The following is a 20,823-nucleotide window of genomic DNA, read 5'->3' as shown; positions in this document are numbered from 1 at the left end:
GGTTTACAGCCCCTGCTTGAGGCTCGCTTCCAGGTACTGGTCGAGGTCGCCGTCCAGCACCTTCTGGCAGTCGCTGCGCTCGACACCGGTACGCAGGTCCTTGATACGCGAGTCATCCAGCACGTAGGAGCGGATCTGGTGGCCCCAGCCGATGTCCGACTTGCTGTCTTCCAGCGCCTGCGAGGCGGCATTGCGCTTCTGCATTTCCAGCTCGTACAACTTGGCCCGCAGCATTTTCATGGCGGTGTCCTTGTTGGCGTGCTGGGAGCGTTCGTTCTGGCAAGCCACCACGGTGTTGGTCGGTACGTGGGTAATACGCACCGCCGAGTCGGTGGTGTTCACGTGCTGACCACCGGCACCGGAGGAACGGTAGGTGTCGATACGCAGGTCGGCCGGGTTGATCTCGATCTCGACCTTGTCGTCGATCTCGGGCGACACGAACACCGCCGAGAACGAGGTGTGGCGACGGGCACCGGAGTCGAACGGGCTCTTGCGCACCAGGCGGTGCACGCCGATCTCGGTGCGCAGCCAGCCGAAGGCGTACTCGCCCTTGATATGCACGGTAGCGCCCTTGATGCCGGCGACTTCACCTTCGGAAAGCTCGATGATGGTGGCATCGAAACCACGCTTGTCGGCCCAGCGCAGGTACATGCGCAGCAGGATGTTGGCCCAGTCCTGCGCCTCGGTACCACCGGAGCCGGCCTGGATGTCCAGGTAGGCGTTGTTCATGTCCATCTCGCCGCTGAACATGCGACGGAACTCGAGCTGGGCCAGTTTTTCTTCCAGGCCTTCCAGTTCGGTCACGACGTCGCCGACGGCGCCTTCGTCATTTTCCTCGACGGCCATGTCGAGCAGGTCCTGGCAGTCGGCCAGGCCGCCGGACAGCTTGTCCAGGGTCTCGACGACCTGTGCCAGCATGGCACGCTCGCGGCCCAGGGCCTGGGCGTACTCGGGCTTGTTCCAGACGTTGGGGTCTTCCAGCTCGCGGTTGACTTCGATCAGGCGGTCATGCTTGTGATCGTAGTCAAAGATACCCCCGAATGGACTGGGAACGCTCGGTGAGGTCCTTGATGGTGTTCAGGATCGGTTGGATTTCCATGGGCTGGCTACTCGCACGAATTCGGTGAAAAGCCTGCGAGTATAACCGAGTCCGCCGCAGGGCGGCAGACCCGCCGGGCGGTAGAAGTGGTGTCGGCAGAATGAGGTGAACGCCTGCCCCGGCCTATCGCCGGCAAGCCAGCTCCCACAGGTACAGCGCAGGTCTCAGGCATACGCTGTACCTGTGGGAGCTGGCTTGCCGGCGATGAGGCCCTGTCAGGCGATACCAACCTGGTTGCGCCCGCCATTCTTGGCCTGGTACAGACCTTTGTCCGCAGCCGAAATCAGTTGCCGGCTATGGCTGCCGATGGACGGAGTCTGGGTGGCCAGGCCAATGCTCACGGTCAGATACGAGTCAGGCACCGGCGCGGTGTGCGGGATGCCCAGGCCGAGCACGGTCTGGCGCAGCTTCTCGGCCACCAGGCGTGCCCCGCCCGGCGTGGTGTTGGGCAATACCAGGACGAATTCCTCGCCACCATAGCGCGCCGGCAGGTCGGTCGGCCGCGAGCACGAGCCGCGGATCGCCTCGGCCACCTGGCGCAAGGCCTCGTCACCGGCCAGGTGGCCAAAGCTGTCGTTGTAGGCCTTGAAGTAGTCCACGTCGATCATCAGCAGCGACAACTGCTGCTGCTCACGCATGGCCCGGCGCCATTCCAGTTCCAGGTACTCGTCGAAGTGGCGGCGGTTGGACAACCCGGTCAGGCCATCGGAGTTCATCAGCCGCTGCAGCATCAGGTTGGTATCGAGCAGTTGCTGCTGGCTGACGCGCAGGGCGCGGTAGGCCTCGTCGCGCTGCAACAGGGTAAGGTAGGAACGCGAGTGATAGCGGATGCGCGCCACCAGCTCGATGGTATCCGGCAGCTTGACCAGGTAATCGTTGGCCCCGGCAGCAAAGGCCGCGCTCTTGACCAGCGGGTCTTCCTTGGTCGACAGGACGATGATCGGGATGTCCTGGGTCGCCGGGTTGTTGCGGTATTCACGTACCAGGGTCAGCCCGTCCAGGCCAGGCATGATCAGGTCCTGCAGAATCACCGTGGGCTTGATGCGCACGGCCTGGGCCACCGCCTGGTGCGGGTCGGCGCAGAAGTGGAAGTCGATGTTCTCTTCATGGGCCAGGCCACGCCGCACCGCCTCGCCGATCATGGCCTGGTCGTCGACCAGCAGCACCATCGCCGAGTTCTCGTTGGGGGTCGTGAAACCTTCGATCGGTAAATCATTCATACCTGTTCACCCGATCACTGCCGGCCTGGCGGCGTGATTCAATACACTTCGTCATTTTGCGAAAAATTCCATCAAGCGCCCGGCTATGCGTTCCAGCGGGCGGATTTCCACTGCGGCATCGATGGCCGCAGCGGCCTTGGGCATCCCGTACACCGCACTGCTGGCCTGGTCCTGGGCAATGGTCAGGAAGCCCTGCTGGCGCATCAGCTTCAGGCCCTGGGCACCATCGCGGCCCATGCCGGTAAGCAACACGCCCACCGCATCGCCGGTCCAATAGCGCGCCACACTCTCGAAGAACACATCGATCGAGGGCCGGTAAATTTCATTGACAGGTTCGGCAGTGTAGGCCAGTTGGCCGTTCTGTAGCAGGCGGATGTGGTGATTGGTGCCTGCCAGCAACACCTGCCCCGGCTGCGGCGGCTCGCCTTCACGGGCCAGGCGCACCGGCAGCCCGGCAGCGCTGCTGAGCCATTCGGCCATGCCCGCGGCAAACACCTGGTCCACATGCTGGACCAGCACGATGGCCGCCGGAAACGCCGCCGGCAGGCCCTGCAGCAACACTTCCAGCGCCGCCGGGCCACCTGCCGACGAGCCGATCGCCACCAGGCCGCGGCGCTGGGAAGCCTCGCGCAGCGGCGTGGCCACCGGGCGGGCGGCAGGCGAACGTTGCTGGCCGATCAGCCAGCCGATATTGAGGATTTTGCGCAGCAGTGGCGCCGCCGCTTCACGGGGATCGCCCGCGCCCAGCGCCGGCGTATCTACCACGTCGAGGGCGCCGTAGCCCATGGCCTCGAACACCCGGTGCACGTTCTGCTTGCGGTCGACTGTGACGATGACGATGGCGCATGGGGTTTCGGCCATGATCCGCCGGGTGGCCTCGACGCCATCCATGACCGGCATGATCAGGTCCATGAGGATCAGGTCTGGCTGCTGCTCGGTGCAGCGCTGCACCGCCTCGGCGCCATTGCTGGCCACCCATACCACCTCGTGCGCCGGCTCCAGGGCGACCGCCCGGCGCAGCGCCTCCACGGCCATGGGCATGTCGTTGACGATGGCGATCTTCATCCCTGAGCACCTCCGATCAGCTCAACCACAGCATCCAGCAACGCATCGTCATGGAAACTGGCCTTTGCCAAATAGTAGTCGGCGCCGGCATCCAGGCCACGCCGTCGGTCTTCCTCACGGTCCTTGTAGGACACCACCATCACCGGCAGCGATTGCAGGCGCTGGTCGCGGCGCACCAGGGTGACCAGCTCGATGCCGTCCATGCGCGGCATGTCGATGTCGGTGATCAGCAGGTCGAAGTCCTCGCCACGCAAGGCGTTCCAGCCGTCCATGCCGTCCACCGCCACGGCCACGTCATAGCCACGGTTGCCGAGCAGCTTGCGCTGCAGTTCACGCACGGTCAGCGAATCGTCGACCACCAGGATGCGCTGGCGCGCCACGCCACGGGCGCCGCTGCTGCCGCGTTCGATGCGTTCCAGGCTGCCGGTGCTGAGCAGTTTCTCTACCGAGCGCAGCAGGTCCTCGACATCGACGATCAGCACCACCGAGCCATCGTCGAGCAAGGCGCCGGAAGAAATGTCCTGCACCTTGCCCAGCCGTGGGTCGAGCGGCATCACCACCAGCACCCGCTCGCCCACCAGCCGCTCCACGGCCACGCCGTACAGTTGCTCGCGCTCGCGGATCACCACTACCCGCAGGCTGCTCTCCTGCGTTTGCCCGGCCGGGCGGTTGAGCAGTTGGCTGGCCGCGACCAGGCCGATGTGCCGGCCTTCGTGCCAGAAGTGCTGACGCCCCTCGATCTGCACGATCTCTTCGGCGCTCACTTCCAGTGTGCGTTCGATATGAGCGAGCGGGAAGGCATAGGCCTCGCCGCCCACCTCGACCACCAGGCTGCGCACCACCGACAGGGTCAGTGGCACCTGCAGGTGGAACCGGCAGCCCTGCCCGGCCAGCTGGGTCAGCTCGATAGAACCGCGCAGTTCACGGATCATGTGCTGCACCGCATCCAGGCCCACGCCGCGCCCGGACACCTCGGTGACCTTGTCGCGCAGGCTGAAACCGGGCAAGAACAGGAACGTCAGCAACTCTGCCTCGCTCATCCGCGCCACCGTGTCGGCGGGCGACAGGGCACGCCCGACAATGCTGCTGCGCAGGCGCTCGAGGTCGATGCCGGCACCGTCGTCGATCAGTTCCAGGCTGAGCATTCCGGCCTGGTGCGAGGCCCGCAGGCGGATCACCCCCTCCTCCGCCTTGCCCGCCAGCAGGCGCCGCTCGGGCAGCTCGATGCCGTGGTCGACCGCATTGCGCAACAGGTGGGTCAGCGGTGCTTCGAGCTTTTCCAGCACATCGCGGTCGACCTGGGTCTTGTCCCCTTCCACCAGCAGCCGCACCGGCTTGCCCAGCGAACGGCCAAGGTCGCGCACCATGCGGCTCTGGCCGGTCAGCACATCGGCAAACGGCCGCATCCGGCAGGCCAGCGCGGTGTCGTACAGCAATTGTGCGCGCTGGCTGGCCTGCCAGCCGAACTCGTCCAGGTCGGCAGCCTGCTGCTGCAGGATCTGCTGGGTTTCCGCCAGCAGGCGCTGGGTCTGTGCCAGGGCTTCGAGCACCTCGCTGCTCTGGCCACTGTCCTCCAGTTGCATGCGCAGGCCATCAAGCGCCTGCATGCCCTGGCCGTGCATGCGCTTGAGGCGCTGCAGAGTGGCCAGGTAAGGCTTGAGCCGCTGGGTTTCCACCAGCGACTTGCTGGACAGGTCGAGCAGGCTGTTGAGGCGGTCGGCGGTGACCCGCAGCACCCGCTCCGTACCTTCGCCGGTGCGCTTGCCGGCCTTGCGACGTGGGGCCTGCTCGGGCTCGGGCTCAGGCTCCAAGGGTTCGACAGGCAGCGGCAAAGGTTCGGCTTGCACGGTTTGCACCGGCGCTTCCGGCAGCGCTGGCACGGCTGGTGGCGCGGGGGGGACGGCTGCCGCCCCCGGGTCGAGCAGGTTGGCCATTTGCGCAAGGAACACCGGCAGGGTCGCCTGCGCCCCGGCATCGCCAGGCGTGGCGATGCGCATCAACAGGTCGGTGCCTTGCAACAGGGCATCGATATGCTCGGCGCTCAGCCGCAGGCGGCCCTCCTGGGCGGCCACCAGGCAGTCCTCCATGACGTGGGCGACGCTGACGCCAGCGTCCACCCCGACAATCCGCGCCGCGCCCTTCAGCGAGTGGGCCGCGCGCATGCAAGCCTCGAGCTGGTCGGCCTGCGTGGGATTACGCTCCAGCGCCATCAGGCCGACACTGAGCACCTGGGTCTGCGCCTCGGCCTCCAGGCTGAACAGTTCGAGCAACGATGCGTCGCGCATTTGCTCTGGGGTCATGACAGGCTCCGCTGCACGGCAGACAGTAAGTGTTGATCGTCCAGCACCCGCACGCTGCGGCCACGCCATTGCAGAACCGCTGCGGTGAAGTGGGAGGCGTCCTGGCCGCTGCCCAGCAGCAGCGGGTCGAGCCGGTGAATGCCGTCGATTTCCTCGACCGCCATCACCACCGGCCCGCCATCCGCAGCCAGGATCAGCATGCGTGGCATCGCCCGGCCGCCACGTTGCTCGGCAGCGCTGGCCTGCACACCCAGCAGGTCGGCCAGTGACAGGCACGGCACCAGCGCACCGCGCACGTTGGCCACCCCCTGCAACACCCGCGAGCGCTGGTGCGGCAGCGAATGCACCGCCTGCAGCGGGGCAATTTCGGCCAGGCAGGCGGTGGCCAGCGCCAGCCACTCTTCGCCCAGGCGGAACAGCAGCATGGAGCGGCCGGTGTTCTCCTCGACCGGTGGCGCCGCGGCAGCCTGGTGGTCCTGCATCAGCGCGTAGCGGTCGAGCAGGCGTGTGGCCGCTGCGGCATATACCTCGCAGTTGCGGCAGTGAACGTGACGTTCCAGCAGCGGGCACTGCTTGTCGCCGTGCACGCCAATGCGGTTCCAGCAGTCGTCGATGTGCGCGTCATCCTCGGCGAGCAATTGCATCGCGGATTCCTTCATCGTTCAGACTCCCTGCCAACCCGTGCGGCGCGCTCCTGCAGGCGCCGGGCACCGGCCAGGTCACCCTGGGCCGCCAGCAAGGCCGCCAGGTGCACCAGCGCCTCGGGGTGCTGCGGTTCCAGATACAGGGCTTTGCGATAGTGGGTCAGTGCCTGCTGCGCATCGCCTTCGGTATCGCTGAGCAGCCCCAACCAGTAGTAAACCTGCGCCGAAGGCGCGAACTGGCCCAGGTAGCGCTGGCATTCGGCACGGGCTTGCTCGCTGGCGCCGGCATTGGCAAGCCGGGCAATGCTGGCCAGCAACTCGCTTGCCTCCTCACGCTTGTGTTCGCGCACCGGCGCTGGCTTGGCGGCCACGGGCAGCACCCGCAGTGGGCGCGGCGACGCTGCGCTCGGTAACGGATAGCCTGGCTTGGCCGGTGCTGGCGATGTGCGCCGCAAGGGCTGGACCGGGGGCGTAGCCAGCGCAGCGCCGCCACCCTCCTGGCGTACGTAGGCGAACGACTGGGCAATCCCCAGCGGGCGCATGCCCAATCGCGCCAGCAAGCTGCCTTCGGCCGGGCCGATGAACAGCACACCCTGTGGGTGCAACAAGCGCTTGAGCACTTCGAACACCCGTTGTTGAGTCGGCACGTCGAAATAGATCAGAAGGTTGCGGCAGAACACGAAGTCGTACAGGCCATCGCGGCTGGCCAGCGCCGGGTCGAGCACATTGCCCACCTGCAGGCTGACTTGCTCGCGCACCCGCTCATGCAGGAGGTGGCCTTCTTCGAGGGCATCGAAGTAACGCTCGCGAAAGCCCAGGTCGCTGCCACGGAAGGCATTGCGCCCGTACACGGCCTGCTCGGCCTTGGCCACGGAACTGGGGCTGATGTCCATGCCGTCGATCATGAACGCCCCCGGCGCGATACCGGCATCGAGCAAGGCCATGGCCAACGAATAGGGTTCCTCGCCGGTCGAGCAAGGCAGGCTGAGCAAACGCAGCGGGCGCGCCCCGGCCAGCTCGGCCAGGCGCTTGTGCGCCAGGCTGGCCAAGGCGGTGAAGGATTCGGGGTAACGGAAGAACCAGGTTTCCGGGACGATTACCGCTTCGATCAGCGCCTGTTGCTCATCCATCGACTGCTGCAGGTGCAGCCAGTAATCATCCAGGTCCGCAGCGTTCACGGCCACGCAGCGCTGGCGCAGCGCACGCTCGACCATGGGCGCGCCCACCGACTCCACGTCCAGGCCGATGCGTTCACGCAGGAAGCGGAAAAAATGCTGTTCGTTCATGTCGGCATCCCTGTCGGGTCATCCGCGTACAGCAACTCGTGCACGGCATCGGGCAGCAGATCGTTGACTTCGATGCGCTGCAACAAGCCCTGCTCGTCCTGACGCACCGGCCCCAGGTACGGGGCTTCACCGCTGTCCACGCCATACGGCTGGAACTCGTCGGGGTGGCAACGCAGGGTTTCGGTGGCCTGTTCCAGGATCAGGCCAAGCTGCAGGCCACCTCGATAGTGCACCAGCACCAGGCGGGTACTGGTGCGCTGCGCCGCCGGCTGGCCGAAGCTCAATGCCGCCAGGTCGACCACCGGTACCAGCAAGCCCCGGTGTGCAAGGATGCCTGCGACCCAGGCAGGCGCCTTGGCGATCGGCTTGAGCGGCTGGCGCGGCAGCACCTCGATCACCTCGTGCACGCTCAGGGCAAAGCGTTGCTCCCGGATGCGAAACTGCAGGTACAACGCCCCCTTGGCGTTGACCGCCCGCGCGGCGCGCGGTTGCAATTCGTTCATCGCAGTCAGACTTTGAAGCGCGACACGCCGCCACGCAGGCCAGCGGCCACCTGGCTCAGCTCATCGATGGCGAAACTGGCCTGGCGCAGCGATTCGACCGTCTGGGTGCTGGCATCGCTAAGCTGGGCCAGCGCCTGGTTGATCTGCTCGGCACCGGTGGCCTGGGCCTGCATGCCTTCGTTGACCATCAGCACGCGTGGGGCCAGGGCCTGCACCTGGTGGATGATCTGGCTGAGCTGTTCGCCCACTTGCTGCACCTCGAACATGCCGCGGCGCACTTCTTCGGAAAACTTGTCCATACCCATGACCCCGGCCGACACCGCCGACTGGATCTCGCGCACCATCTGCTCGATATCGTAGGTGGCCACGGCGGTCTGGTCGGCCAGGCGGCGCACTTCGGTGGCTACCACGGCAAAGCCGCGGCCGTACTCGCCGGCCTTTTCCGCTTCGATGGCAGCGTTGAGCGACAGCAGGTTGGTCTGGTCGGCGACCTTGACGATGGTCACCACCATCTGGGTGATGTTGCTGGCCTTTTCGTTGAGGATGCCCAGCTTGGCGTTGACCAGGTCGGCGGCGCCCATCACCTGGTGCATGGTTTCTTCCATGCGTGCCAGGCCCTGCTGGCCGGAACCGGCCAGGCTGGAGGCCTGGTCGGCGGCCGAAGTGACCTCGGTCATGGTGCGCACCAGGTCACGCGAAGTGGCGGCGATTTCCCGCGAGGTGGCGCCGATTTCGGTGGTGGTGGCGGCCGTTTCGGTGGCGGTGGCCTGCTGTTGCTTGGAGGTTGCGGCAATTTCGGTCACCGAGGTGGTCACCTGCACCGACGAACGCTGGGCCTGGGCCACCAGGTTGGCCAGGGCCTCGGCCATTTCGTTGAAGCCGCTTTCGATGGCGCCGAATTCGTCCTTGCGGTCCAGGCTCAGGCGCATGCTCAGGTCGCCCGAGCGCAGTTTGTCGAGGGCATGGACAATGCGCTGCATGGGCGCGGTGATGGCGCGCATCAGCAACAGGCCGCAGATACCGGCGGCGATGATCGCCAGCAGCAGCGAAACTATCATGCTGCCCTTGGCCGTGCTTACGGCACCGACAATCTCGTTGGTGTCGGTGTCGGCGGAGGCGCGGTTGTGCTCGATCACTTCGTTCAGGTGCTTGCGGCCTTCGATCCAGGCCGGGGTGAGCACATCGGTGATCAACCGCTGGGCTTCCGCGTAGTTGCGCTGTCGATAGGCTTCCAGCACCTGGTCGACGATCTTGAGGTAGGCATCTTTCATCTGGATGAAGGTGTCGAAGCGCGCCTGGTCGTCATCGTCCTGAATGGTGCCCTGGTAGCTGTCCATGTGCTCTTTCAGGCGGTCCTGGAAGCTCTTGAACAGCTCTGCGTCGGCCGAAGTGAATTCGCGGTGATTGGACAGCCCCACCAGCTGCTGGCTGGTGACGTAACTGTCGACCCAGGCACTGCGGATCATCGAGCTGTAGTAGAGGCCGGGAATGCTGTCGGTCCCCACTGCCTGCTCGGCGGATGCGATGGTCACCAACCGCGAGTAGGCGGCCACGATCATCAGCAGCATGATGGCGATGATCACGGCGAAACTTGCCAGGATCCGTTGGCGCAAGGTCCAGTTCTTCACATTCAGCCCTCAGGAATTCACAACGAGCGGGAAAAATCGCCGAAGTATAGCCCAGGCGCCCAGTGCTCATGCGGCTGAAATGTGGAGTAACCGGGTAACCTTGCCGACAGACCGGTCATTTGTGCCCAACGCCATTGGGGCCGCTGTGCGGCCCATCGCCGGCAAGCCAGGCTCCCACCTCGACCGCATGACCTCAGGCCATGTGCGATCCCTGTGGGAGCCGGCTTGCCGGCGATGGGTTGCAACGCAGCCCCCATCACTGGCCGGCGGCAAGCCTTGCCTGGCTTTCCAGTTCCTGACGCAAGGCCGGGTCCAGGCGCAGCTGGCGGGCCAGTTCGTCCAGGTAGGCGCGCTCCATGAAGTTTTCCTGGTCGACCATCATCACGCTGGCCAGGTACATCTCGGCGGCCATTTCCGGCGTTTGCGCTGCACGGGCCACTTCGGCCGGGTCCAGCGGCTTGTTCAGCTCGGCATGCAGCCAGTGCTGCAACTCGCGGTCGTTGTCCAGGCGGGTGAATTCACCCTCGATCAGCGCACGCTCGCGTTCGTCGATATGGCCATCGGACTTGGCCGCCGCCACCAGCGCCCGCAGTACCGCCTGGCTGTGCAGCTCGGCCTGGGCCGGCGGCAGGCGGTCGACGGTCTGTGGCTCGGTGGCGGCCACCTGCTGGCGCGCCTGCCAGTTGCCGTAGGCCTTGTAGGCCAGCACACCGAGCGCGGCCAGGCCGCCATAGGTGAGGGCCTTGCCGCCATATTTGCGGGCCTTCTTGTTGCCCAGCAGCAAGCCCATGGCGCCCGCCGCCAGGGCGCCGCCACCGGCACCGGAAAGCAGGTTGCCAAGGCCGCCGGCACTGGTGCCTGGCTTGCCAGCGCTGCCCTTGCCGGCCTGGCTGGCGAGCAAGTCCTGGCCGGACTTGAGCAACTGGTCGAGCAATCCCCGGGTATTCATCAAACGGTCTCCACGTTGGCCAAGGGAGCCGTCAGGTTAAGCCCTGCCCGCCCGATCGCCATGGGGGGATTTGCTTCCGGATGTTGCATTGGCTGGCAAAAAGCCAACTAGACTCGATATCGCCAATACCGCGCTAACCGCACCACGTTCATGACGATCGCTTCACGGCTTGCTTGATGACTGCCCCGACCAAAATCTCCAAGAAGAGGGAACACCATGTCAGTGCACAAGACCGCATTGCTCGGCGCAACCGCCTGCGCCGTGCTGGCCAGCGCCAGCCTGCAGGCTGCCGAACCGCCCAAGGCCCTGGGGCCCGGCGAGGGCCGCCTGGACATCGTCGCCTGGCCCGGCTACATCGAGCGCGGTGAAAGCGACAAGGCCTACGACTGGGTGACCGGCTTCGAGAAGGAAACCGGCTGCAAGGTCAGCGTCAAGACCGCCGCCACCTCGGACGAGATGGTCAGCCTGATGACCAAGGGCGGCTACGACCTGGTCACCGCCTCGGGCGATGCCTCGCTGCGGCTGATCGCGGGCAAGCGGGTACAGCCGATCAACACCGCCTTGATCCCCAACTGGAAGAACATCGACCCACGGCTGCAGAACGGTGGCTGGTACGTGGTCGACAAGCAGGTCTACGGCACCCCTTACCAATGGGGGCCGAACGTGCTGCTGTACAACACCGACGTATTCAAGCAGGCGCCCACCAGCTGGGGCGTGCTGTTCGAGCCGCAGAACCTTCCCGACGGCAAGCCGAACAAGGGCCGCGTGCAGGCCTACGATGGGCCGATCTACATCGCCGATGCGGCGTTGTACCTGAAGGCGGCCAAGCCGGAGCTGGGCATCCAGGACCCGTACGAGCTGAGCGAAGCGCAGTACAAGGCCGTGCTGGAGCTGCTGCGCCAGCAGCAACCGCTTATCCACCGCTACTGGCATGACGCCACGGTGCAGATGAGCGACGTGAAGAACGAAGGCGTGGTTGCCTCCAGCTCCTGGGGCTACATGGTCAATGGCCTCAAGGCCGAGAAGCAGCCCGTGGCCTCGACCATTCCCAAGGAAGGCGCGACCGGCTGGGCCGACACCACCATGCTGCACAGCGAGGCCAAGCACCCCAACTGTGCCTACAAATGGATGGACTGGTCGCTGCAGCCGAAAGTACAGGGTGATGTGGCGGCCTGGTTCGGTTCGTTGCCGGCGGTGCCGGCGGCCTGCACCGGCAGCGAGCTGCTGGGGGCCGAGGGCTGCAAGACCAACGGTTTCGACAACTTCGACAAGATCGCCTTCTGGAAAACCCCGCAGGCCCAGGGCGGCAAGTTCGTGCCGTATAGCCGCTGGACCCAGGATTACATTGCGATCATGGGCGGGCGCTGAGGTTGCCTGAATGCCTGTGCCGGCCTCTTCGCGGGTGAACCCGCTCCCACAGGTAAAGCACACCACCCTTACAGGCGGTGATGAACCTGTAGGAGCGGGTTCACCCGCGAAGAGGCCGGCACAGGAGTAAGCCAGTTGTCCGGAGCCTATGCATGCCCCTAGCCGTCCAGTTCACCCAGGTTTCGCGCACCTTCGGCGAGGTCAAGGCCGTCGACCAGGTCAGCATCGACATCATCGATGGCGAATTCTTCTCCATGCTCGGCCCCTCTGGCTCGGGCAAGACCACCTGCCTGCGCCTGATCGCCGGCTTCGAGCAACCCAGCAGCGGTTCGATCCGCATCCACGGTGTCGAGGCTGCGGGCGTACCGCCCTACCAGCGCGACGTCAACACCGTATTCCAGGACTACGCCCTGTTCCCGCACATGAACGTACTGGACAACATCGCCTACGGCCTGAAGGTAAAAGGCGTGGCCAAGGCCGAACGCCACAGCCGCGCCGAAGAAGCCCTGGCGATGGTGGCCCTGGCCGGCTACGGCGCACGCAAGCCGGCGCAGTTGTCCGGGGGCCAGCGCCAACGCGTGGCCCTGGCCCGCGCGCTGGTCAACCGGCCACGGGTACTGCTGCTGGACGAGCCGCTTGGCGCGCTGGACCTGAAGTTGCGCGAACAGATGCAGGGCGAGCTGAAAAAGCTGCAGCGCCAGCTGGGCATCACCTTCATCTTCGTCACCCACGACCAGACCGAGGCGCTGTCGATGTCCGATCGCGTCGCAGTGTTCAACCGCGGCCGTATCGAGCAGGTCGACACCCCGCGCAACCTGTACATGCAGCCGGCCACCACCTTCGTCGCCGAATTCGTCGGCACCTCCAATGTGGTGCGTGGCGAACTGGCCATGGCCCTCAATGGCAGCCCGGCGCCCTTCTCCATCCGCCCCGAACACATCCGCCTCGGCGACCCAGCCACAGCCGGCCAGCACGTCCAGGTCAGCGGCCAGCTGCGCGATATCCAGTATCAGGGCAGTGCCACCCGCTACGAGCTGCAACTGGACAGCGGCCAGTTGCTGGCGGTGAGCCAGGCCAATGACCGCTGGCAGGCGCAGGCACAGGCCTGGCAACCCGGGCAACGGGTACAGGCGCACTGGCCCCGCGAAGCCATGACGGTGCTGCAGGAAACCGAGGGCCGCTGACATGAGCACACTGCGCGGCCTGTCCAACCTGCTGTACCGGCGCCCCAACCTGTACCTGGCCCTGCTGCTGGTCCCACCGCTGACCTGGTTCGGCGCGATCTACCTGGGTTCGCTGCTGAACCTGCTGTGGCAGGGCTTCTATACCTTCGACGATTTCACCATGGCGGTGACGCCGGACCTGACCCTGGGCAATTTCGCCGCGCTGTTCAACCCGTCGAACTTCGACATCATCCTGCGCACCTTGGGCATGGCGCTGGCGGTGTCGCTGGCCAGCGCGGTGCTGGCCTTCCCCATCGCGTACTACATGGCGCGCTATATCAGCGGCAAGACCAAGGCGTTTTTCTATATCGCGGTGATGATGCCGATGTGGGCCAGCTACATCGTCAAGACCTACGCCTGGACCCTGCTGCTGGCCAAGGGCGGCGTGGCCCAATGGTTCGTCCAGCAACTGCACCTGGATGCCCTGCTGCAAACGGTGCTGGCGGTACCGGGCGTGGGCGGCAGCACGCTGTCGACTTCGCACCTGGGGCGCTTCATGGTGTTCGTGTACATCTGGCTGCCGTTCATGATCCTGCCGATCCAGGCCTCGCTGGAACGCTTGCCGCCATCGCTGCTGCAAGCCTCGGCAGACCTCGGCGCCCGGCCCGGGCAAACCTTCGTGCAGGTGATACTGCCGCTGTCGATCCCGGGCATTGCCGCCGGCTCGATCTTCACCTTCTCGCTGACCCTGGGCGACTTCATCGTGCCGCAGCTGATCGGCCCGCCCGGCTACTTCATCGGCAGCATGGTCTATGCCCAGCAAGGGGCGATCGGCAACATGCCGATGGCCGCCGCGTTCACCCTGGTGCCGATCGTGCTGATCGCGGTGTACCTGTCCATCGTCAAGCGACTGGGGGCCTTCGATGCACTCTGAAAAAGCCTCGACCGGGCTGCGCCTGGCGGCCTGGGGCGGGTTGCTGTTCCTGCACTTCCCGATCCTGATCATCTTCCTGTACGCCTTCAACACCGAAGACGCCGCATTCAGCTTCCCGCCCAAGGGCTTTACCCTGAAGTGGTTCGCCGTGGCCTTCGCCAGGCCCGATGTGCTGGAAGCGATCAAGCTGTCATTGCAGGTGGCGTGCCTGGCCACGCTGATCGCCCTGGTGCTCGGCACGCTGGCCTCGGCGGCGCTGTACCGGCGCAGCTTTTTCGGCAAGGAGAGCATTTCGCTGATGCTGATCCTGCCCATCGCCCTGCCCGGCATCATCACCGGTATCGCCCTGCTCTCGGCGTTCAAGACCTTGGGGATCGAGCCCGGGGTGTTCACCATCGTGGTCGGCCATGCCACGTTCTGCGTGGTGATCGTCTACAACAACGTGATCGCTCGCCTTCGGCGTACTTCGCAGAGCCTGATCGAAGCCTCGATGGACCTGGGCGCCGACGGCTGGCAGACCTTCCGCTACATCATCCTGCCCAACCTCGGCTCGGCGCTGCTGGCCGGTGGCATGCTGGCCTTTGCCCTGTCGTTCGACGAAATCATCGTTACCACCTTCACTGCCGGCCACGAACGCACCCTGCCGATCTGGCTGCTAAACCAGCTCAGCCGCCCGCGCGACGTGCCGGTGACCAACGTGGTCGCCATGCTGGTGATGCTGGTAACCATGCTGCCGATCCTTGGCGCCTATTACCTGACCCGTGGCGGTGAAAGCGTCGCGGGCAGTGGCAAATGACCCTGGAGGAGTCCCCGATGCAAACGCAGATGCTGATCAATGGCCAGCTGGTCGCTGGCGAAGGCCCGGCCTGGACCGTGCTCAACCCGGCGCTGGGCAGTGCCCTGGCGCAGATCAACGAAGCCAGCGAGGCCCAGGTGGACAGCGCCGTGCGCGCCGCCGACCAGGCCTTCGACAGCTGGTCGCAAAACAGCCCCAAGGAACGCTCGCAAGCCTTGCTGGCGCTGGCCGACGCTATCGAAGCCCATGGCGATGAACTGGCTCGACTGGAATCGCAGAACTGCGGCAAGCCGCTGAGCGCCGCGCTGAATGACGAGATCCCGGCAATTGCCGACGTGTTCCGCTACTTCGCCGGTGCGGCGCGCTGCCTGGGCGGCTCGGCAGCCGGCGAGTACCTGCCGGGGCATACTTCGATGATCCGCCGCGACCCGCTGGGCGTGGTGGCCTCGATCGCACCGTGGAACTACCCGTTGATGATGCTGGCGTGGAAGATCGCCCCGGCCCTGGCTGCCGGCAACACGGTGGTGATCAAGCCCTCCGAGCTGACCCCGCTGACCGCCCTGCGCCTCGGCGAACTGGCCCAGAACCTGCTGCCACCGGGGGTGCTGAACATCCTCTTCGGCCGTGGCCAGACGGTCGGCAACCCGCTGGTCAACCACCCCAAGGTGCGCATGGTGTCGCTGACCGGCTCGATCCCCACCGGCGCTCACATCATCAGCGCCACTGCCGACAGCGTGAAACGCATGCACATGGAACTGGGCGGCAAGGCCCCGGTGCTGGTGTTCGACGATGCCGACATCGATGCCGCCATCGACGGCATCCGTACCTTCGGCTTCTACAACGCCGGCCAGGACTGCACCGCCGCCTGTCGGCTGTACGTGCAGGATGGCATCTACGAGCGTTTCGTCGAACGCCTGGGGGCCGCAGTGGCCAGCCTCAAGCCGGGCCTGCAGGAAGCCGAGGACACCGAACTGGGGCCACTGATCAGTGCCCAGCACCGCGACAAGGTCGCAGGGCTGGTGCAACGGGCCATCGCCCAGCCGCACATTCGCCTGGTTACCGGTGGCAAGGCGATTGATGGCGACGGTTTCTTCTTCGAACCGACCGTGCTGGCCGACGCCCTGCAGGACGACGAAATCGTGCGTAACGAAGTGTTCGGCCCGGTAGTGTCGGTGACCCGCTTCAACGACGAAGCGCAGGCACTGGAATGGGCCAACGACTCCAACTACGGCCTGGCCTCATCTGTATGGACCCGCGACACCGGCCGCGCCCACCGCCTGGCGGCGCGCCTGCAGTATGGCTGCACATGGGTGAACACCCACTTCATGTTGGTCAGCGAAATGCCCCATGGCGGGCAGAAGCATTCGGGGTATGGCAAGGACATGTCGATGTATGGGCTGGAGGACTACACCTGTGTGCGGCATGTGATGATCAAGCATTGAGGGTAATGCCTGGGCTGAGACCGGCACCTCAGTCCAGGAGCTTTCCTGCAAAGTAGCCAATAGAACAGGAGTAAGTATCAACGCCTGATTTTGCGCGACCTCTGTGGGAGCGGGTTCACCCGCGAACACCGGCAAAGCCGGTGCCATACACCGAGTCGCCTTCTTCGCGGGCATGCCCGCTCCCACAGATACAGCATCGCATTCAAAGGCGGTGCAATACCGTGTAGGAGCGGCCTTGTGTCGCGAAAGGGCCGCAAAGCGGCCCCGGCAATATCAGCGGCAGAGCTGGAAACCTGGGGCCGCTTCGCAGCCCTTTCGCGACACAAGGCCGCTCCTACAACGACCGCGTAATGCTTGGGTCAGGTCAATCCCGCAGGTCCGACTCGTGAATCGGGTTGGCCCGGCTGGTGGCGCGCTGGTATTGCGCAGGCCAGGTAGCTTTGTTGCCGCCCAGGTCGTCGTCGGCGTGCAGCGGCCAGTACGGGTCGCGCAGCAGTTCGCGGGCGAGGAAGATGATGTCGGCCTGGCCGGTGCGCAGAATGTGCTCGGCCTGGGCCGGTTCGGTGATCATGCCCACGGTGCCGGTGGCGATTTCCGATTCCTTGCGCACACGCTCGGCGAAGCGCGTCTGGTAGCCCGGGCCGGTGGGGATTTCGGCGTTGACCGAGGTGCCGCCGGAAGACACGTCGATCAGGTCGACGCCCAAACCACGCAGGCGGCGGGCCAGTTCGACGGTTTCATCCGGGTTCCAGCCGTCCTCGACCCAGTCGGTCGCCGATACCCGCACGAACAGCGGTAACTCGGCAGGCCAGACTTTGCGCACGGCCTCGACCACCTGCAGGGTCAGGCGGATGCGGTTTTCGAAGCAACTGCCGTACTCGTCGCGCCGCTGGTTGCTCAGCGGCGACAGGAACTGGTGCAACAGGTAGCCGTGGGCGGCGTGGATCTCGACCACTTTGAAACCGGCCTTCAGGGCACGCTCGGTGGAGGCGACGAAGGCGGTGATCACCTGATCGATCTCATCCTTGTTCAATTCCCGCGGCGCGGTGTGCTGCGGGTCGAAGGCGATTTTCGACGGCCCTACCGGCTGCCAGCCGCCCTCTTCGAGCTTGACGCTGCCTTGCTTGCCCAGCCACGGGCGATAGGTGCTGGCCTTGCGCCCGGCGTGAGCCAGCTGGATACCGGGCACGCCCCCCTGGGCGGTGATGAAACGGGTGATGCGTTGCAGCGGGGCGATCTGAGCGTCGTCCCACAGGCCGAGGTCTTCAGCGGTGATGCGGCCATCGGCGGTCACCGCCACGGCTTCAGTGATTACCAGGCCAGCGCCACCCACGGCGCGGCTGCCTAAATGGACGAGGTGCCAATCGTTGGCCAGGCCATCGACGGCGGAATACTGGCACATCGGCGAAACGGCGATGCGGTTGGGCAGGGTCAGCTGACGCAGGGTGTAAGGCTCGAGCAGCAGGCTCATGAGGGCACCTCCCAAGGACTCCAATGGTGATCCGGCCCGGACACTCAATTGCACGTCCCTGGCCCAGGTCCGGTCATAACTTCAGACTAGACCAGAATGGTTGGGGGGGAGGTTCCATGGGATTTGGTAGAGGTTGAACGGCTCTGCGTTACCAGCCCCATGTCTGATCAGAGTTTCAGATATCCCTTACGGCCCAGATATGGTGAAGCCTAGGTTGAAGAAATAACCTACAAGTCCTGTCGACTCGCGTCTGATTGTTACTGGAATCCTGACTCTCTAGCCTTTGCTGGTCGCTGGCATTCAGCGGCCGGGGGTGGAATCCCGATCAATTACCGAGTAGCTGTCGTCATGGCAGTTGTGCGCGGAAGGCCGCAAAGCCTACCGGGTTTACTCGTAGCCTGGATTCCACACCGCGTACAACTGCCACCCTTCGTGTGGAATCGGAGAGGCGGTCAATCAGCAACCATACGAGTGATTGATATGAAAATGACAGTCCCTGATCCCCCCTCATTTCTTCTCCTTCGACAAAACGCTCAGAATGATCAGGAGAGGGATCAATGAACACAGAAGACACCCAGTTCACCGTCGGCAAGACCACTTTCTTTCAGGGTGAAAAACAGACCCACCCATTATTTCGCATCGAAGCGGGCATTCCGTGCCGAGACGCCCGTGATCAGGCTTCGGAATTGATGGGCTATGTACGGGAACTGACCATCGTCGGGCTGATGGATGAGAAACCCATGATGATCTGGGCTGCGCACTATCTCAGTGCGATGGCCAAGGCGCTGATGGATGATGCCGAGTTAGGTATGGCGCGCTGAGCTTGGTGTGATCATCGATCGCACATGGAGCACATTAGCCAGCCCGCCGCAGAGCCTTGTGGGCGGGTTTACCCGCGAAGAATGCGACTTGGTGCATGGCACCGGCTTCGCCGGTGTTCGCGGGTGAACCCGCTCCCACAGGTACAGCGCAAGCCTTGAGCCCGGTGCAGGCTCTGTGGGAGCGGGCATGCCCGCGAAGCAGGCGACTCAGTGGATGGCACCGGCTTCGCCGGTGATCGCCGGCAAGCCAGCTCCCACAGGTACACCGCAAGTCTCAAGCCCGCCGCAGGCCCTGTGGGAGCGGGTTTACCCGCGAAGCAGACGACGCGGTGGATGGCACCGGCTTCGCCGGTATTCGCGGGTGAACCCGCTCCCACAACGGGCCAGCGCCAGGCCGTCAGCAGCGGCGGTATCTACCGTCAGCGCGGCTCCATGTGGGCAATCATCAACTGCACACTTTCATTGCCACGAAACTCGTTCACATCCAGCTTGTACGCCAACTCGACCCAACGCACCGTCGGGTTCGGCCACACTTCGCGGTCAATGCCAAAGGCAATGCCGTCCAGCCGCACCGAGCCGCACTCGCTCTTGAGCACCACCTTCAGGTGCCGCTCGCCCACCACGCGCTGCTCCACCAGCTGGAACACGCCATGGAACAGCGGCTCGGGGAAGTGCTGCCCCCAGGGCCCGGCATGGCGCAGGGCCTTGGCCAGGTCGAGGTGGAATTCCTCCACCGCCAGGCTGCCGTCGGACAGCAACCGACCGGTCAGGTCCTCTTCGCGCAGCTGGCGTCGCACTTCTTCGTCGAACGCCTCGGCAAATGCCGGGAAATTGGCCTCGGGCAACGACAACCCCGCCGCCATCGCGTGGCCGCCGAACTTGCTGATCAACTGCGGGTGGCGCGCCGCCACGGCATCCAGCGCATCGCGAATATGGAACCCCGGCACCGAACGCGCCGACCCTTTGAGCATACCCTCGCCAGCGTCGGCGAAAGCGATGGTCGGCCGGTGGTAACGCTCCTTCAGGCGCGAAGCCAGAATACCGATAACCCCCTGGTGCCAGTCGGCATCGAACAGGCACAGGCCATATGGCATCGACTCGACAGGCAGGTCCTTGAGCTGGGCCAGGGCCTCGCGCTGCATGCCCTGTTCGATGGACTTGCGGTCCTGGTTCAGGTCATCCAGCTGCTGGGCCATGTCCTGGGCCAGGGCCGCGTCTTCACACAGCAGGCATTCGATGCCCAGGCTCATGTCGTCCAGGCGCCCGGCAGCGTTCAGCCGCGGGCCCAGGATGAAGCCAAGGTCGGTCGAGGTGATGCGCCGGTGATCGCGACGGGCCACTTCAAGAATGGCCTTGAGCCCCGGCCGGGCGCGGCCGGCGCGAATGCGCTCGAGGCCCTGGTGCACCAGGATGCGGTTGTTGGCATCCAATGGCACCACGTCGGCGACGCTGCCCAGGGCAACCAGATCGAGCAATTCGCCGATGTTCGGCTGCGGCTGCGTTTCGTAGCGCCCCAGGCTGCGCAGGCGCGCACGCAGGGCCATCAGCACGTAGAAGATCACCCCTACCCCGGCCAGCGCCTTGCTCGGGAAACTGCAGCCCGGCTGGTTGGGGTTGATGATGGCGTTGGCGTCGGGCAACTCCGCGCCAGGCAGGTGGTGGTCGGTGACCAGCACCTTGAGCCCGGCGGCCTTGGCGGCTGCCACACCGTCGACGCTGGAAATGCCGTTGTCCACGGTGATCAGCAGCTGCGGCTGGCGTTGCAGCGCCACCTCGACGATTTCCGGGGTCAGGCCGTAACCGTATTCGAAGCGGTTGGGCACAAGGTAGTCGACGTGGGCCGCGCCCAGCAGGCGCAGGCCCAGCACGCCGACAGTACTGGCAGTGGCGCCGTCGGCATCGAAGTCGCCGACGATGAGGATGCGCTGGCGCTGGTCGATAGCCTCGACCAGCAGATCCACGCCGGCCTCGATGCCCTTGAGCTGCTGGTACGGCAGCAGGCGCGCGAGGCTTTTGTCCAGCTCGGCCTCGCTCTGCACGCCGCGCGCGGCGTACAGGCGGGTCAGCAAGGGTGGCAGGTTACCCAGGAATGGCAGGGTCGGCGGCAGCGGGCGAGGTTCGATACGCATGGGGT

At 65.2% G+C, this 20,823-nt stretch carries 17 protein-coding genes; 6 read left to right on the top strand and 11 right to left on the bottom strand.

Annotated elements, in window-relative coordinates; all coding sequences use genetic code 11:
- Positions 1-3: 3 nt before the first annotated feature.
- From prfB to CAG46_RS18315, 9 genes are all read right to left on the bottom strand, one after another.
- Positions 4-1,099, bottom strand: a protein-coding gene (prfB, locus tag CAG46_RS28315; protein ID WP_108480361.1) for a peptide chain release factor 2 whose coding sequence is annotated in 2 segments (ribosomal slippage) — positions 4-1,026 and positions 1,028-1,099 — 1,095 coding nt in all. Because the reading frame shifts where the segments join, the coding sequence is not laid out codon by codon here.
- A 215-nt stretch (positions 1,100-1,314) separates the two neighbouring features.
- A complete protein-coding gene (gene wspR / locus CAG46_RS18350) occupies positions 1,315-2,319 on the bottom strand; it encodes a Wsp signal transduction system regulator diguanylate cyclase WspR (protein WP_085618259.1) in 1,005 nt (334 codons plus the stop codon).
- Between the two features lie 51 nt (positions 2,320-2,370).
- Positions 2,371-3,384, bottom strand: a complete 1,014-nt coding sequence (gene wspF, locus CAG46_RS18345) for a Wsp signal transduction system protein-glutamate methylesterase WspF (RefSeq protein WP_025337935.1) — start codon at positions 3,382-3,384, stop codon at positions 2,371-2,373.
- Positions 3,381-5,684 carry a hybrid sensor histidine kinase/response regulator gene (locus tag CAG46_RS18340; protein ID WP_085618257.1) on the bottom strand — a complete coding sequence of 768 codons (2,304 nt, stop codon included), beginning with the start codon at positions 5,682-5,684 and terminating at the stop codon, positions 3,381-3,383. Before CAG46_RS18340 ends, wspF begins: the two co-directional genes overlap by 4 nt.
- Positions 5,681-6,343, bottom strand: coding sequence for a chemotaxis protein CheW (locus CAG46_RS18335; RefSeq protein ID WP_085618255.1), 663 nt, complete (start codon positions 6,341-6,343; stop codon positions 5,681-5,683). The genes CAG46_RS18340 and CAG46_RS18335 overlap by 4 nt, the downstream gene beginning before the upstream one ends.
- Positions 6,340-7,614, bottom strand: coding sequence for a protein-glutamate O-methyltransferase CheR (locus CAG46_RS18330; protein ID WP_085618253.1), 1,275 nt, complete (start codon positions 7,612-7,614; stop codon positions 6,340-6,342). The genes CAG46_RS18335 and CAG46_RS18330 overlap by 4 nt, the downstream gene beginning before the upstream one ends.
- The gene (locus CAG46_RS18325) at positions 7,611-8,117 is read right to left on the bottom strand and encodes a chemotaxis protein CheW (protein WP_085618251.1); all 507 of its coding nucleotides are present in this window, start codon (positions 8,115-8,117) and stop codon (positions 7,611-7,613) included. Before CAG46_RS18325 ends, CAG46_RS18330 begins: the two co-directional genes overlap by 4 nt.
- Before the next feature lie 5 nt (positions 8,118-8,122).
- A complete protein-coding gene (locus CAG46_RS18320) occupies positions 8,123-9,745 on the bottom strand; it encodes a methyl-accepting chemotaxis protein (RefSeq protein WP_085587625.1) in 1,623 nt (540 codons plus the stop codon).
- Between the two features lie 256 nt (positions 9,746-10,001).
- The gene (locus tag CAG46_RS18315; RefSeq protein WP_085618249.1) at positions 10,002-10,694 is read right to left on the bottom strand and encodes a tellurite resistance TerB family protein; all 693 of its coding nucleotides are present in this window, start codon (positions 10,692-10,694) and stop codon (positions 10,002-10,004) included.
- Positions 10,695-10,910: 216 nt separating this feature from the next.
- Here CAG46_RS18315 and ydcS point away from each other — a divergent pair, with 216 nt between their 5' ends.
- From ydcS to CAG46_RS18290, 5 genes are all read left to right on the top strand, one after another.
- Positions 10,911-12,062 carry a putative ABC transporter substrate-binding protein YdcS gene (gene ydcS, locus CAG46_RS18310; protein ID WP_075043954.1) on the top strand — a complete coding sequence of 384 codons (1,152 nt, stop codon included), beginning with the start codon at positions 10,911-10,913 and terminating at the stop codon, positions 12,060-12,062.
- Between the two features lie 152 nt (positions 12,063-12,214).
- Positions 12,215-13,246: an ABC transporter ATP-binding protein gene (locus tag CAG46_RS18305; protein WP_085618247.1), complete on the top strand. Its 1,032-nt coding sequence runs from the start codon at positions 12,215-12,217 to the stop codon at positions 13,244-13,246.
- A gap of 1 nt (position 13,247) precedes the next feature.
- Complete coding sequence (locus CAG46_RS18300) at positions 13,248-14,159, top strand: ABC transporter permease (RefSeq protein ID WP_085618245.1); 912 nt, start codon at positions 13,248-13,250, stop codon at positions 14,157-14,159.
- Positions 14,149-14,955, top strand: a complete 807-nt coding sequence (locus CAG46_RS18295) for an ABC transporter permease (RefSeq protein WP_025337926.1) — start codon at positions 14,149-14,151, stop codon at positions 14,953-14,955. Before CAG46_RS18300 ends, CAG46_RS18295 begins: the two co-directional genes overlap by 11 nt.
- 17 nt (positions 14,956-14,972) lie before the next feature.
- A complete protein-coding gene (locus tag CAG46_RS18290) occupies positions 14,973-16,397 on the top strand; it encodes a gamma-aminobutyraldehyde dehydrogenase (protein ID WP_085618243.1) in 1,425 nt (474 codons plus the stop codon).
- 364 nt (positions 16,398-16,761) lie between these two features.
- On the opposite strand, the gene CAG46_RS18280 is transcribed toward CAG46_RS18290, so the two are convergent.
- Positions 16,762-17,868 carry an NADH:flavin oxidoreductase/NADH oxidase gene (locus tag CAG46_RS18280; protein WP_075043949.1) on the bottom strand — a complete coding sequence of 369 codons (1,107 nt, stop codon included), beginning with the start codon at positions 17,866-17,868 and terminating at the stop codon, positions 16,762-16,764.
- A 557-nt stretch (positions 17,869-18,425) separates the two neighbouring features.
- Here CAG46_RS18280 and CAG46_RS18275 point away from each other — a divergent pair.
- Complete coding sequence (locus tag CAG46_RS18275; protein ID WP_085618241.1) at positions 18,426-18,689, top strand: DUF3077 domain-containing protein; 264 nt, start codon at positions 18,426-18,428, stop codon at positions 18,687-18,689.
- A 419-nt stretch (positions 18,690-19,108) separates the two neighbouring features.
- On the opposite strand, the gene recJ is transcribed toward CAG46_RS18275, so the two are convergent.
- On the bottom strand, positions 19,109-20,818 hold the full coding sequence (gene recJ, locus CAG46_RS18265) for a single-stranded-DNA-specific exonuclease RecJ (protein WP_085618239.1): 1,710 nt from the start codon (positions 20,816-20,818) through the stop codon (positions 19,109-19,111).
- Positions 20,819-20,823 lie beyond the last annotated feature (5 nt).

Source organism: Pseudomonas sp. B23(2017) (assembly GCF_002113725.1).
Classification (GTDB): domain Bacteria; phylum Pseudomonadota; class Gammaproteobacteria; order Pseudomonadales; family Pseudomonadaceae; genus Aquipseudomonas; species Aquipseudomonas putida_Z.
The sequence above is the reverse complement of the archived record's forward strand: the minus strand, read 5'-3'. Positions and strand labels throughout refer to the sequence as shown.